Genomic DNA, 15,591 nt, shown 5'->3' on the forward strand with positions numbered 1-15,591 from the left:
TTGTGCGTGATTTTTTGATGGATGAAGCCGTAAAAACTGTAGTTTTGGCCATTATTAATGAAATTCCACTGATATAAAATGTTCCCCATTTGACCTTTCGCTGAAAATTTTACTTTTGTCAGCCTCGGTTGTTTTTTTGCTTGTGAATCCCGCTAGTTCTGCATTTGAAATGCGAACGGTGGCGAACGGCATTTATAATGCTCCAGAAGGAGTGCCAGCGACACGGATGATAGCTGCCTTTGCGCGAAAATTTTGCTCATATAAGATGGAAAAGTACCAATAGTTGGTGGATAATTTTGTGGAGTAAATCAATAATTCAACTACTTTTGACTGTTGTCAACTATTTAGAATAATTATGATGCGTTACCCATTTGATCATTTGTGCAGACAGGTTCTTTCCCTTGTGGTTATCATTTTTCTTTTTGCTTGTAATGCGGAAAAGGAAGAAAAAGCGTCCGTAAAAGTGCAACTAACGGAAGGAAAAACGTATAGCAATCCCTTGGATGTCGCTTTTGGTGATCCGTTTATCTTAAATGATCAAAACGGCAAGTACTATATGTATGGTACAGGTGGCGGCGCTGAGGATGGCTTCGCGGCTTATTCATCTGACAATCTGGTGGACTGGGAATTCGAGGGGCAAGTTTATCGTGGCAATACGGAAGATTCGTGGGCATTGAAATTCTTTTGGGCGCCTGAAGTATATAAGATGGACGGAAAATACTACATGTTTTTCAGTGCCCAGTGGAAGGTAAACCCTACAAATGAGGAAGAAAACTTTATGATCGGTGTGGCCGTGGCAGATAGCCCAACAGGCCCTTTTAAGGAGATGTACGATCGTCCTATCTTTGACCCGGGATATCCCATTATTGATGCCAATGTGTATCAGGAAGATGGTAAATACTATCTCTATTATTCCAGGGCTTGTTACAAACATCCGGTAGAAAGTGAAGTGGCCGATTGGGCAAGGGAAAAGGGTTGGTATGAAGAAATCGAAGAAAGTTGGGTATATGGTGTGGAACTTAAACCTGATTTTTCAGGAGTGATTGGTGACCCAGTGTTGTGTTTACGGCCACCTTTAAGAATGGATGATACACAGGCTGAATGGGAGAGCCGATCGGTGACCAAACATGAGATCAACCGACGGTGGACTGAAGGATCTGTGATTTTTAAGCATAAAGACACCTATTACATCATGTATTCGAGTAATTACTATGCTGGCCAAAACTATGCAGTCGGTTACGCCACTGGGAAAAGCCCCTTGGGACCATTTACAAAGGCGGCCAACAACCCCGTTCTAGAATTGAATACACCCAAAGGAGGGGAGGTTACCGGAACAGGCCATAACAATATCGTCTTTTTGGATAATGGAGAGATGTATTGCGTGTACCACGGCCGAACCAAGGAATCTGGCCAAGAGAGGGTGGTATTCCTGGATAAAATGGAAATCCAGGCCGATGGAACCTTGGCCGTGCATGGTCCCACGACCAACCCCCAACCAGTGCCTTTAAAGAAATAGTGCAAAGTGGTGAATCTTGAGACGTGAGATATGTGTACAGTGGGGGTCGAGATGCGAAATTTTACAAATGCTGGGTTGTGCTGGGTCTTTGCCCCGGCACTGGTAAGTTTTGAGTCGCTGACTCAATTGTGCTGTTCCAGATTTGTAACCCTCTCATTTTTTGCCAAATATAATAATGAAAACTAATATTTATCCGGTCAACACTAATCAGGGAAATACAAGGGCAAACGCATTAAAAAAATGTTCCTGATCGCATTTTTTCACCCCATCCCACCATTCGGTAAGATAGGCTACTGCGGTTTCTAATGTATAAATCGAGGCAAAAATGCTATCGGCACGATAAATTTTGTAACCAGAGGATGAATCCGTAGGAACTTAAGCGCTCATCATCCGTGCTGATGGCACTCCATCGGCACGGATGATGGCTATGCCTACATGAAAATTTTTTCCCTTCAAAACACTAAAAAAACCTCAGTTCGATTATAAAATCGTCACTGCGAGGCTTAGAGGGAGATATGAGGGGTGGAAGCCGTGGCAGCTCGCCGCGGCGAGTTGCCACACCCTTTTCCAACCCACATCCTCCTTAAAAGGGTTCGCTTTTAATAAAAAAATTCAGTCGAGCTTAGGTTAAAAACGTTTGACCTGAGATAATAGGGGGGGTAATAAATGCTGTCGGGGATTTGAATGTTCGGGATTTGTAATCCCCCTCGGCCATTTGTGAAGTGGACAAACATCAAGGATATAGAATTCCACCCACTTACATCCGTTATCCTGCCGGCTATGGCCTACCGTAAGACCAGCTTTGCTCCGCTCGTGATGACGGGGTGTTTAACCCGAAACATACCATAGAAAATCTATTACGGCCTGAAAATGCTTTAAAATCAGTTGCTTCGCTTCCCGGTTGATCGGGACCGATTTTCTTGCATTTTCCGTCCTCAATACTAATCCTATTGCATAATGCGGGTTTAGTGCCGTTTAGTTAGTGCGTATCTGGAAAATACGGGTTCTATATTTTTCCTTGGGCAGTTATTTTTCTAGCTAAATTCCTAGGTGGTTTTCATCCCTTTACCTTTGTATTTTTTTTACTTCAGGCCAAAAAAGTAACCAAAAAACCCCGCGGCTACGCCACGGCGCACAGGTGTGCATCTATTGGGCTAAAATTAAAGCCTACCCCCCATGCAGGCAAACTCCTCCTGTCTAAAGCCAAGCAGGCCTATTTAAAGCCAGGTAAACCTTCTTTAGCCGCCAACATTCTTTTTGTCAGCCTTTCGGCAAACAAGCCTGCCTTCTTGCCTACCCGCTTTTTAATTTCTTAACGCCCAATACCTGCAAGGCGGATTCAGTTAATAAGTCCCAAAAAGGTATCGCTTCCTTATTACGGCCCTTGGTATGCCTGTTTTCCAGCCGATGGTGGAGGCCGTTAAGAAAGGGAGTTGGCTCGCGTCGTGGAACAGCGAGCCCCACTCGCTTTTAGGCCGTAGCCATCGGGTGGAAATTAAAATGGGTGACGGATCCACGTCGCAGGGGAAATCCATGTCCCATTTTAAAGGACAGACCACCGGCCTAGATTTTTTTCTTTCTTTTTTCATCAATGGAAAAAAGGAAAAGGATAAAATCCATCAAAATGGCCAAAGCCATACAATTAAAGTCAAATAGAAAAGAAACTCCTAGCAGGTGAAAACAGGGAAATGGCCTTAACTAAACGGCATTAAATCCGGGTTTAATTATGGGACAGCCTCGCTGATATATAAGTGATAAATAAACGCAGATCAAAGTGTTTCGGAATTTTTGCTAAAGTCCTTTGGAAGTTCTCCGAATTGCTTTTGGAAGCATTTTGAGAAGTAAGATGGTGAATTGAAGCCTACTTTTTCACTAATTTCAGTTACGGTATATTGGCCATTTTGTAGCATTTCCGCTGCTTTTTTCAGCCTTACCAATCTGATGTAACCATTTGGGGTCATTTTGGATACCCCCTTGATTTTGCGAAGGAGGCTTGATTGGCTCATGCAGAGGATGTCCGCCAGTTCATTGACACCAAAGCTTTCATTGTCGAGGTTTTCGAGTATTGCTTCGTTGGCTTGGAATAGAAATTCCTCATCTGCTCGTGTATGGGCGATGGTTTCTACATTGACCATGGGCTGATTGGCAAAGGCCTGGCGTACCTGGTCTCGATAGTGGAGGAGGTTTTTGATCTGCAAACTCAGGTGATCCATGCTAAAAGGCTTTTCCAGGTAAACATCAGCACCCAATTCCATACCCTCTATTTTTGACTGTAAGGTGTTTTTGGCCGTCAGCATAATCACAGGAATATGGCTGAAGTTAACGTCGGATTTGACGATGTCACAAAATGCAAATCCATCCATAACAGGCATCATCACATCGGTAATCACCAGATCGATCGGTTTTTCATTTAGTTGCTTGATACCTTCTTGGCCATTTTCAGCCCTATAGATATGGTATTCCCCTTTCAGCTGATCATAAATAAATTTTTGTAAATCATTATTGTCTTCCACAATTAAAATAGCCCTTCTTGAGGAGGAAGGTTTGGGTTGTTTTTGCGTTTTTTTCTGTTCGAACACATCAAGGTCTTTGATGGGAGACGCTGTTATCTTTATGGTGTTTTTTTGTTTGACAGGAAGGTCCAGTATAAAGGTGTTTCGACCTTTTGGGTTGCTGGGATCTACATGCAGTGTGCCACCATGCATCTCGGCAAGAGACCGTGCGAGGGGAAGGCCTAGGCCCGTCCCTGATGCGCTGTGCTTGTTGGACTCGTCACCGACTTGGAAAAATGGTTCAAAGATTTTCTCTCGGTTTTCCGGACTTATAAGGTTGCCGTCGTTGCTTACAATCACTTTGAAATGGGTGTCGTCAGGAGAAATGACCATTTCCAGTTGTGCAGTGCTTTCTGCATTTTTGATGGCATTGGAGAGCAGGTTACTGATGATTTTGGTAAAAGCCTCCCGGTCTATGTCTGCGAAGAAAGGTTCTGCTCTCTTTAGAAAGTGGAAGTTGATGTATTGCTGTTCGGCACTGCCTTTGAATCGTATGTAGTTGTCCTCCAGTAATTTGTTTATTTCTATTCTGGTAAAATTCAGGGTGATTCCTTTTTTTTCTGTTTTTCTAAAATCCAACAACTCATTGCTCAGATCGATCAGCCTATTGGTGTTTTTGTTCATAATCTGTAGGCTCTCTTTGACCGTAGGGGTGATGGAATTTTCTTTTTTTAGAATGCTCTCCAAAGGTCCTTTGATCAGGGTCAGCGGTGTTCTGATTTCATGGGTAATGTTAGTGAAGAATTCAATCTTTGATTGGTAGATTTCACGTTGTTTTTCATCTTCTAACCGCTTGAATGCAGCGGCTTGTCGATGATGGATCCGATTCTTGTAAAACTTTAGCACCAAGTAAAATGTTAAGACGATCAGTAAAGCATAGACCAAATAGGCCCATCTGGTCTGCCAGAAAGGGGGAAGTATGGTGATCTGAAGGCTCGTTTCCCGATCGCTCCACTCTCCAAAAACATCCGCCGTTTTGATTTTAAGGGTATAATCACCTGGCGGTAAATAGGAGTAGTTTATACGTTGATTTTGGGGGAGGTATGTCCAGTTTTTGTCGAAGCCCTCCATTTTGTAGGCATAGGGTAGGGCATCCGATGCGGTATAGCTGAGCGCCGCAAAATCAAAACTCAAAGAAGATTGGCTGTGGTTAAGCGTGATGGCTGAGGTTTTGGTGATAGATGCATCAAGAATCGGGTCTTCACCACCAATAGGTACAGGTGTATTGAAGATCTGAATACCCGTAATGACTACTGGTGGATCATACTCATAGGGTTCAAATTCCCTCGGGTCAAATGAAATAAAGCCATTGAGGCAACCAAAATAGAGCGTGCCGTCTTTTGCCCGATAGCCGCTTTTGTAGTTGAAAGGGTAGGGCATCAGGCCATTGTCCTTGGTAAACAGCCGGTATTCGGTGGTTTGGGGGTTGAATTCCAAAAGGCCCCGGTTACAAGTGATCCAGAGGTGACCTGAGATATCTTCCAAAATTTTATAGATACTATTGGAAGGAAATCCATTATCGGTGTTAAAAACCGTGAAGTCATCACTTTTTTCATTGTAAATACAAAACCCACCACCTTCTGTGGCGATCCACATCCTGTTTTGGCTATCTTCGAAAATATTGATGATGGAATAGTGAGGCAAAGAATTGGGATTATTGGGATCTGGACGGAATGTCTTGATGTTTCCAGTCTCAGGATTATAGCGAATCAGGCCATTGGAGTAGGTTCCAAGCCATAAATTGCCCTCATGGTCTTCTAGCATGTCATAAATGAATTGGTTCCCGATCTCATTGATAAAATCCACGGAATTGTCCTCTTCATTGAGTTTAAAAAGCCCTACCACCGTTCCCAGCCAGACTTGTTTGTTATGATCTACCAGCAGGCTTTGCATTTCATTGTCATCAGGGGTATTAAGCTCGCTGTGGATTTGGATGTTGTTTATCTTTTTGGTGTTGAGGTTGATGTGGTTTAGCCCGATTGCGAACGTCACCGTACCTACCCATAACTCATCATCTTTTCTTACCAGTCCATGGATATTATGATAGGAAAGGCTTTCTGAGGTGTTGTTAGGAAGATATACGGTGTATGTGTCTGATTTTGGATCATAGTGGTTAAGGCCTGCATCCTCTGTACCTATCCAAATGGTGCCTTTTTTACCTTCTTCAAACTCCCTGACGCGCTGTCCGCTAATGGTGTTGCTGTTGGGAATGGGGTAATGTTTTTTAAATTTTGAAGGATGGTTGGGGAGAAAATTCAATCCTCCAAAGTAAGTGCCTATCCACATTCCTCCTTCTATATCCCGTTCGATGCAGTACACGGCGTTGTCTGAAATGGAATAGGGGTCGTTAAGGTTTTCCTTAAAATGTTTGAACTTATTTTTTTCGAGGTCATAGATGAAAAGCCCTGATTCCGTAGCGATCCAGAGTTCATTATCAGAGATTTTGCAAAAATCCCTGATGAAAAGGTTTTTTCCGTTTGGAGCCTTGGTAAGCAGGGGAGTGACTTCTCCACTGTTTTTATCCATTTCCCAAACGCCCAGGTCCTTCGTTCCCAGTAATATATTGGTGCCGTGGTCTTCCATTTGTAGCACCGCGGCTTTGATCACCTCGGGGTGGGAAAGGTACTGCTGGAATTTCTCGGATTCAGGAAGGAATTTATGGACACCGAGCCTTGAATTGGCTACCCATACTTCTCCTTTTTCATCTACCAAAACATCGGTGGTGTTATTGTCATGAAGGTTGGTGTTGGTTCTGCTGATTTCTTGGTATTGGAAAAGGGAATCACTTTCAAGGTTATACCGAAAAAGTCCTCTGCTGTTGACCGCAAAGTAGATATTGCCGTTTAGATCTTCGGTGATTTTCCCTACTGACCCGTCAATCTGATTTCCTTTGGTGGAAATTTTATCAAAATGGCTAAACCGTTCAGTGGAGGAATTATAAGTGTACATGCCATGTGCTGTTCCCACCCAAATGGTGTTTCGGCTATCCTCAAACAGACCGTAAATAAAATTATCCTTCAAGCCGGATTCATTGCCGGCTTCTGGACTGAATACCTTAAAATTATGCCCATCGTAACGGTTGAGCCCATTTTTGGTGCCGAACCACATAAAGCCCTGCTGATCTTGAAGGATAGAAAAGACCGTACTTCCCGAAAGGCCGTCCTCCATGGTGATGTGCTCGAAATAATAGTCTTGATTTTGGCCAAAGCCTGGTAGGATGATCCCTGCACAACAAACTAGAAGTAGTAAAGTAGTTTTGATAAATGATCGCATATTTGACCTTTCTGGGTTTATTCTGTGATTAAATGTACTAAAAAGCCCTTGACCAAAAGTTAAGCCTACTGAAATATTACATTATGGCAGCACATTTTGAAGGAAAATTTGGGGTATCTGACTGATTTTTTTCATTTCATGGCCTTGACCTCAGGGTTGAATTTGGCGCAATATTTTGGCGCTGACCTCGGTTCGATTATAAAACCGTCACTGCGAGGCTTAGAGGGAGGCCTGAGCGGGTGGAAGCCGTGGCAGCTCGCCGCGGCGAGTTGCCACACCCTTTTCCAACCCACATCCTCCTAAAAAGGGGCCGCAATGACGCTTTTTATACTAAAAATAAGTCGAGCTCATTTTAATATGAATTTTATAATCTGTCTTTGGACGTATTGCCATCAGAAGCTTAAGAGTTCCCCCAAAAAAGACCTTTAAGCCAGGTAGATAAGCTTAAAGCAGGAAATGTGGCATTATATGAAGGATTTGTGATAAGGCTTTGGTAATGGCTTCCGTAGATTAGCATTGTGATAAAACTGCTAAAACCATTAAGTAAGTGGTATAAGGCAAAAAAAGTCAATAACAGTACTAAAGGTACTGAAGATGTGTAACCTTTAAGATCCCAAAATAATGAGATATCCATCCTACCAACGTGTCATGCCGGTGTTAAAGCAGGAGCCATTCTGCAACGGACGTCGGCAATTTCTTAGGCTACGGAAGACTATTGTCGATAAGCTGTGGCCAACAAACCATTCGGTTTGCCCATCTCCGCAGCTAGTTTACGTAGCAAGCCGTTAAAGTTGACACTGGGGAGCCTGCTTATACTACCCTGGGCATCGCGCCAAAAAACGCTCCTCTGACTATTCATTATTGAATTTAATACCGAGTTGTTGCTTTCACTACGAGTAGTGGATGTAACGCATAAATGTATGCTGGTGTGCAGCAGCGCGTGTGGAAATTCCGAGCTGTATCACTGTGGTAACAGGTAAAGCCAATTGCCTGTTTGGAAAATAGGAGTATTAACCTTAACCCAAAATCTATTAATTACATGAAAGAAAAATTACTAAGAAATAGCAGTTTGATTGTTATCCTGCTATGCGGTTTGGTGTTTTCTGCAGCTGCGCAATCGCGTCAGGTAGTGGAAGGTACCGTAAAAGAAAAGGATTCCGGGCAGCCCATACCCGGGGTCAGCATTCTTGAGAAGGGCACCACCAACGGTACCGTGACAGGTATTGACGGTGAATTTAGATTGGAAGTAACTGGTGACAATCCGGTGCTGCGTGTCAGCTTTATCGGTTATAAGACACTGGAAACTGAAGTAGGCAACAAGAGTGACTTTGACCTGCACTTGGAAAGTGAGCTTGGCGACCTGGAAGAAGTGGTAGTTGTGGGCTATGGCCAGCAGAAAAAGGAATCGATTACCGGATCAGTGGCCAATGTCACCAGCCGTGATATCGAGCAGGTGCCTACCGCGACAGTAGGCGGTGCGCTCGCAGGTAAACTTCCGGGCCTCTCTTTTCGCCAGCCTGATGGTCGTCCCGGTGCGGGGGCTCAGCTCCGTATCCGTAATTTGGGCAATCCCCTTTATGTAATAGACGGTATCCAAAAAGACGAGGGACAATTCAATAACCTGGCTCCCGGGGATATCGAAAGTATCACGATCCTGAAAGATGCTTCTGCTGCGGTTTACGGTTCTCGTGCTGCCAACGGCGTGGTAGTGGTAACCACCAAAAGAGGTAGCCGTGGTGAAGAACCTCAGATCAGCATCAATGGCTACTATGGCATTCAGAACTGGTCCAGATTCCCTGAAGGGGTGAATGGCTACGAGTGGATGCTTGGTCGCGCAGATGCAGACATGAACCAGTTTGGCAGTACCAATATCTCTCGTGAGGAACTTGACAAATGGCAAGCAGGTACCGAATATGGCTACCGGTCTTTTGACTGGAGGGACTTTATTATCCAAGGCAATGCCCCACAAAGTAACATTAGTGCAAGTGTATCCGGTGGCTCTGAAAAGACCAATTATTACTTGGCCATTACACGATTTGATCAAAAATCAGTGTTCAGTGACGAGTTTGAATTTAACAGGACCAACCTCCAGTCCAATATCACTACTGACGTGACCGATCGATTGACCGTCGGCTTACAGCTGAACGGTAGATTGGAAAACCGTGAAAATCCTGGTGTACCGGGTGGTGATGATTATTGGCAGCCAAGATTTGCATTGTTCAGAAACCGACCTACAGAGCGGCCATATGCCAATGACAATCCCAATTATCCGGCCAATATCAACAATATTGAAACCAACTGGGCATTGCTGAATTATGACCGGACTGGATTTTTTACCAATTATTGGAAAAATCTCCAGACCAACTTCACCGCGGAATATGACATTCCGGTAGAGGGACTGAAAGCAAAGGGATTGTACTCTTATTATTATGCTGATAACTATGTGAATACTTTCGAATATACCTATGATGTATTTGACTATATCCCCGAGGACGATGAATATATCAGAACAGGTGGAAATGATAATCCTTACAGGGACAGGAATCAACGTAAAATCGAAGAAACGGTAACGCAGCTTCAACTGAATTATGACCGTGTATTTGCCGAAGATCATAAGCTGGCGATCCTTGGATTGTACGAACGTATCCAAAGAAGGGACTACAGAAACTTTATCCATTCCGTACCTACTAATAATTATCTTTCTCTGGTCCAATTTGCAGATATGGACCAATATGATGATTACGATTATGAGGAAGCAAGGATCGGTTATGTAGGTCGTATCAATTATGAATATAAAGGGAAATACCTCTTGGAAGTTTCCGGAAGGTATGATGCATCATGGAAATTTGCCCCGGACAAACGATGGGGTTTCTTCCCGTCCGTTTCTGCGGGATGGAGATTGAGCGATGAGGTGTTTATGGATAACATTGCTGCCAAGACCAATCTGGATGAGTTGAAACTGAGGGTTTCCTATGGTGAGTTGGGAGATGATAATATTGGTATTGGGCCATTTGATTACTTAAGAGGATATGAATATGGAGTTTCCACTGTAATCTTGGATGGCGAGAATGTGCAAGGTTCGAGAAATACCGGTCAGGCGATCGACAACCTATCCTGGTACACCAGTAAGATGTTCGATGTGGGATTGGATTTCTCCTTTGGAGCTGGCAAAATCACGGGTACCATTGATTACTTCCATAGGAAAAGAGAAGGTCTAAGGGATATCAGGGATGACGTGTTTCTGCCGTTGGAACTGGGCTATGGTTTGACGGATGAAAACCTCAGCAGTGATGCTACCCTAGGTGGGGATTTTGGTATCAACTATAACGGAAAAGTGCAGGACCTTACCTTCAGGATCGGCGGTACTTTTGGCTATGCCCGGGGCAAGTTTCTGAATTCCTATAACCCTGCCTTCAGCAGTAGCTGGAACCATTACCGTAACTCAGGAGAGAACAGATGGAATGGTATTTTCTGGGGATATGAGACCATTGGTCAGTTCCAGTCCCAAGAACAGATCGATAACTACGACGTAAATATCGACGGCCAAGGAAACGGCACGCTATTGCCGGGTGACCTGATCTATAAGGATGTCAATCAAGACGGTAAAATCGACGGTTATGATGAAAGGCCCATTGGCTACAGCCTAGATGGAACGCCCACGATCAGTTACGGGTTGAACATGTATTTCAATTATAAGAATTTTGATTTGACCATGGACTTCTCCGGTGGGTCATTGGCTTCTTATAACCAAAACTGGGAAATGAGATGGCCATACCAAAACGGCGGTAACCTTTTGGCCTACATGTACGATGACAGATGGCACCGAGAAGATCCCTACAACTTGGACAGTGAATGGATCCCAGGTGAAAACCCGCCATTGCGCTATAATGCAGGAGGCCACAGTAACTACAACAAGAATTCTACTTGGTGGCTGACCAATGTGAAGTACATCAGGATGAGAACGGCTTCCATTGGCTATACACTTCCTCCTAAGGTGCTGAGTAAGTTGAAGATTGAGCGGGCAAGGGTGTATTTTACAACCTATAACCTGTTCTCAATCGATAATGTTCACCAGTTTGGGATTGACCCAGAAGTTAGGGATCCCAATGGGTTGCAGTATCCGCAAAACGTGAACATGAACCTAGGGTTTAATTTGACCTTCTAAATGAGACTGACCATGAAAAAAATCATATTAAGTATTTGTGCATGCGTAGCCTTGTTTACCGCATGTAACGATGAAGAATTCCTTACCCGCGAGCCACAGGATATCCTGTTGGAAGATCAGGTATGGGAAAGTGAGGATTTGGTGCTGTCCGTTTTGGCAGACCTCTATAATAGAATTCCAGATTACCAACAGCTAGAGAGCTGGTGGAACTATACCAATTTTGATGAGGCTTTTGCTTCCAATGCCGGTGATTACTGGAGACATCAAAACCAAGACTATGGTTATGGTGATTGGGGCATGTGGGACTACGGATTTATCCGTGACCTTAACCTCTTCATAGAGAGCGCCGAGGCGGCTGATCAGCTTGACCCGAATGTAAGGGACAGGTTTATTGCCGAGGCCAAATTTATCCGTGCCATGTCGTATTTTGAACATGTCAAAAGAATGGGGGGAGTACCCTTGATTTTAGAATCATTGGAATATGACTACAGTGGAGATCCTACCTACTTGCAGTATCCGAGGGCAAAAGAGCATGAAATCTATGATTTTGTGATTGAAGAGATGGAGGCCATCAAAGGGGATTTGCCTGATGGAGGTACTGTATCTAGGGCTACAATGGGAGCTGCATTGGCTTTAGAAGCAAGAGCTGCTTTGTATGCCGCTTCTATTGCAAAATATGGACAGAATACTCCTAACGTGTCCCTTCCTGGTGAAGAAGTAGGTATTCCCGCGAGCATGGCAGATGGTTACTATACTACTGCATTGGATGCAGCAGAAGAGCTGATGGGTATGGGAACTTACCAGTTGTACAATAATGATCCAGATCCTGCAGAAAACTTTACCAATATCTTCCTGAACAAATCAGCGAATAATGAGGTGATTTTTGCCAAGGACTATTTGGTGCAGGCCCGAACACATTATTTCACCATCGAGACCATTCCGAGATCCCTTCGTGAAGAAAATACGGTAGGGGGTAAACTGAACCCTTCACTGAATTTGGTACAATCTTTCGAGCTATTGGACAATACCTTTGCGCCGTTGCCGACGACGGATGAAAACGGTGATCCGATCTATTACGATGAACCAGAGGACATCTTTGCAGGTAGGGATCCAAGATTGGCAGGAACTGTGATCCTTCCAGGGACTACATTTAGAGGAAGTGAAGTAGATATCTGGGCTGGATGGAGAACAGCGGACGGAGGCTTGATTACTTCCGACCAACTAGGCGGGAGAGGCGAGCTGCCTAACGGCGAAAGTGCCCAGCTAGTAGGCTTTGACGGTCCCATACCTAACCTGGAATGGTCTGCACAGAATGGCTTTTATATCAGAAAGTTTGTGGATACCCAGGTTGGTTCAGGACAACGTGGTACGAGGAGTTCGGTATGGTGGATTCGTTTTCGCTATGCAGAGGTGCTGCTGAACGCTGCGGAGGCGGCATTCGAGTTGGGGGACAACGCCAAGGCAGCCGAGTACATGAACCAAGTAAGGAGAAGAGCAGGTATGCCAGTGGATTTGGCGCCTTCGGAAATTACATTTGACAGGATCATACACGAACGTAGAGTGGAGCTTTCTTTCGAGAACCATATCTTATGGGACTATAAACGATGGAGAATAGCCCACCAAGTGTGGAATGGTGAAGCGGTACCGCTTACCAATGACCCTAGTGAATCACAAGCCATCAGTACCCGTGTATTTGGGCTGAACCCTTACAAAGTGTACGCACCTGGCACCGCGAACCATGAGAAATGGGTATTTGAGGAGTTTTTGCCAACCCCGGTATTTAACCCACACAGGTTCCGTTTGGGCAACTATTATTCCCGAATCGGTGACGATGTACTGAACGGCAATCCGAAGATTGTCAGAAACCCTAACCATTAAGGATTAAAGAAATATGAAAAAGAACATAAAATATCTTGCGGGACTTTGCCTGATGGCTTTGGGCATGAGTTCTTGTGAATATGACAACTACGATGAGCCCAAGTTGCTTTTTGATGGTAACATTGTGTATGAAGGTGAACCCATTGGCGTAAGCTATAATGACGTTTACTTCCAGCTGTGGGAAGAGGGATGGCAAACCTTTGGAAACATTGGTGTGGCCATAGACCAAGATGGTTCATTCAGTTCCCTGCTGTTTGCAGGAGATTACAAGTTGATCATCCCAGCCGATCAGGGGCCATTTATGAACCTGACCAACTCGGAATCAGGTTCGGATACCATTCCCTTGAACCTCACGGGGAGCATGAATATGGACATCGAGGTGCTTCCATATTACATGATCCGAAATGTGGACATTTCCGGCAACAGCAGTGAGGTGACTGCCAATTTTAGCTTGGAACAAATCATCACAGATGCCAATGCCCGCGGTGTAAACGAAGTGGTGCTTTACTTGAGCAAGACGGCATTCGTGGACGGACGTACCAGTATCAGCTCTGCCAGATTGGGCGGAGGAGATATTGCTGATATGTCCAGTATCCAATTGTCCACAGAGGTGCCTAACATGACACCTACACAAGGTTATGTCTTTGCCAGAGTGGGACTGAGGATCGATGGTGTGGAGGATATGCTGTTTTCTAACATCGAAAGAATAGATTTCTAATGATCAGTATAATCCCGGATTATGCGTTGGGAATCGTAGTGAGAGCTGAAATGGCAAGAAAATCAGTTAGTTTGGAGGCATTCGCGTAGCACCGCTACGGTTATGCCGAAAACTAAAGTGAAACGACTGATTTTGTCCGCCGCGGCGGATCAGGTCGCAACACCTGTGCGCCGTGGCGTAGATAGGCTAGTGCATATTCCGGGATAATTCATTGCTAGGAGCTTGCGACGTGGCAATCCCTAACCTAAATGGATAGATTGCGTCACATCACTGTCGCTGCGTTCGCAATGACCTTTTCCAGTCCGTCATAGCGATGGGGTATGGAGCGATCTCATCTTATGCATATGAGATTGCTTCACTCCTTTCGCAATGACGTATTGGGCTGGATTTGTTATAACCAATTGACCCTAAATAAAACCAAATTATGAAACCACTGTTAGCTTTGATTTTTTATATAGCCACAATGATATCCATGTTGGCCTGCTCTAGCAATGCCCAGGAGCCTGTTCCTGATCCTGTGGAGGAGGATGAAGAAGATGTCCAAGGTCAATACACCAATCCCGTTTGGGAGCCGGTTTTGGCAGATCCCACAGTGGTGAAGTCGGGAGAAACTTTCTATGCCTATGGCACCGAAGACAATTGGGGCGATGAAGGGGGGTATCACCTCGTGCCCGTGATCAAATCAAAAGACTTAACCCATTGGGAGTTGGTGGGGGATGCGCTATCCTCCAAACCCACATGGAAGCCAGAAGGGGGCATCTGGGCACCAGATGTCACCAAAGTAGGCGATCAGTATTTTATGTATTATTCCTTTTCCACCTGGGGAGATGCCAACCCTGGTATTGGCTTGGCCATAGCGGACAATCCGGAAGGCCCATTTGAGGATTACGGGAAAATTTTTGACTCCCAAAGCATTGGTGTAAGCAATTCCATTGATCCCTTTTTTTATGAAGAAGATGGTCATAAATACTTGTTTTGGGGAAGTTTTAGAGGGCTTTTTATGATAAAGCTCACCGAAGACGGAAAGGCTACCGAAGGACAGAAAGTCCAAGTAGCCGGCGATCACCTTGAAGCCAGCTATATTTTAAAGAAAAACGGTTTTTATTACCTTTTTGGATCATATGGTTCTTGCTGTGAAGGAGCCAACAGCAGTTATCAAGTTTGGGTGGGAAGATCAGAAAAACTGGAAGGTCCCTATCTGGACAAAGCAGGAAATAGGCTCTTGGACGGCCACTTTGGAGAGCTGGTGGTCAAGGGGAATCTTGGCGATAACGGTTTTGCAGGGCCAGGGCATAACGCAGAAGTCGTCACCGATAAAGAAGGAACTGACTGGCTGATTTACCATGGTATGCTTAAAAGCCAGCCCAGGACCAATAATGGTACCAACAGAAGAACACTGCTGATTGATCCGATTCTCTGGAACGACGGTTGGCCGATGCTCTTCAGGCACGAACCCAGCACCACGGCCACTGATGGCCCAAAATTTTAA

The 15,591-nt window shown here is 44.6% G+C and carries 7 protein-coding genes; 6 read left to right on the forward strand and 1 reads right to left on the reverse strand.

Translation table 11 applies throughout. The features are described 5' to 3' along the window. Positions 1–355: 355 nt before the first annotated feature. Positions 356–1,516: a glycoside hydrolase family 43 protein gene (locus FDP09_RS12915; protein ID WP_373289261.1), complete on the forward strand. Its 1,161-nt coding sequence runs from the start codon at positions 356–358 to the stop codon at positions 1,514–1,516. Positions 1,517–2,905: 1,389 nt separating this feature from the next. Then, complete coding sequence (locus FDP09_RS12920; RefSeq protein WP_137403059.1) at positions 2,906–3,172, forward strand: hypothetical protein; 267 nt, start codon at positions 2,906–2,908, stop codon at positions 3,170–3,172. A gap of 113 nt (positions 3,173–3,285) precedes the next feature. On the opposite strand, the gene FDP09_RS12925 is transcribed toward FDP09_RS12920, so the two are convergent. After that, entirely contained in the window at positions 3,286–7,341 is a 4,056-nt protein-coding gene (locus tag FDP09_RS12925; protein WP_137403060.1) for a hybrid sensor histidine kinase/response regulator transcription factor, read from the reverse strand. Between the two features lie 1,039 nt (positions 7,342–8,380). Here FDP09_RS12925 and FDP09_RS12930 point away from each other — a divergent pair. From FDP09_RS12930 to FDP09_RS12945, 4 genes are all read left to right on the forward strand, one after another. Continuing rightward, positions 8,381–11,506, forward strand: a complete 3,126-nt coding sequence (locus FDP09_RS12930) for a SusC/RagA family TonB-linked outer membrane protein (protein ID WP_137403061.1) — start codon at positions 8,381–8,383, stop codon at positions 11,504–11,506. Between the two features lie 12 nt (positions 11,507–11,518). Beyond that, positions 11,519–13,384 (forward strand): RagB/SusD family nutrient uptake outer membrane protein, encoded by a 1,866-nt coding sequence (locus FDP09_RS12935; RefSeq protein WP_137403062.1) that lies wholly within the window; start codon positions 11,519–11,521, stop codon positions 13,382–13,384. Between the two features lie 13 nt (positions 13,385–13,397). Further along, positions 13,398–14,102, forward strand: a complete 705-nt coding sequence (locus tag FDP09_RS12940; protein WP_137403063.1) for a DUF3823 domain-containing protein — start codon at positions 13,398–13,400, stop codon at positions 14,100–14,102. 424 nt (positions 14,103–14,526) lie between these two features. Continuing rightward, on the forward strand, positions 14,527–15,591 hold the full coding sequence (locus FDP09_RS12945; protein ID WP_229683505.1) for a family 43 glycosylhydrolase: 1,065 nt from the start codon (positions 14,527–14,529) through the stop codon (positions 15,589–15,591).

It is taken from the genome of Echinicola rosea (assembly GCF_005281475.1).
Taxonomy (GTDB): domain Bacteria; phylum Bacteroidota; class Bacteroidia; order Cytophagales; family Cyclobacteriaceae; genus Echinicola; species Echinicola rosea.

Excerpts from the sequence above, each read along its gene's own strand:
- FDP09_RS12915 (WP_373289261.1), top strand. The coding sequence starts at position 356 with ATGATGCGTTACCCATTTGATCATTTGTGCAGACAGGTTCTTTCCCTT.
- FDP09_RS12940 (WP_137403063.1), top strand. The coding sequence starts at position 13,398 with ATGAAAAAGAACATAAAATATCTTGCGGGACTTTGCCTGATGGCTTTG.
- FDP09_RS12935 (WP_137403062.1), top strand. The coding sequence starts at position 11,519 with ATGAAAAAAATCATATTAAGTATTTGTGCATGCGTAGCCTTGTTTACC.
- FDP09_RS12945 (WP_229683505.1), top strand. The coding sequence starts at position 14,527 with ATGAAACCACTGTTAGCTTTGATTTTTTATATAGCCACAATGATATCC.
- FDP09_RS12920 (WP_137403059.1), top strand. The coding sequence starts at position 2,906 with ATGCCTGTTTTCCAGCCGATGGTGGAGGCCGTTAAGAAAGGGAGTTGG.
- FDP09_RS12925 (WP_137403060.1), bottom strand. The coding sequence starts at position 7,341 with ATGCGATCATTTATCAAAACTACTTTACTACTTCTAGTTTGTTGTGCA.
- FDP09_RS12930 (WP_137403061.1), top strand. The coding sequence starts at position 8,381 with ATGAAAGAAAAATTACTAAGAAATAGCAGTTTGATTGTTATCCTGCTA.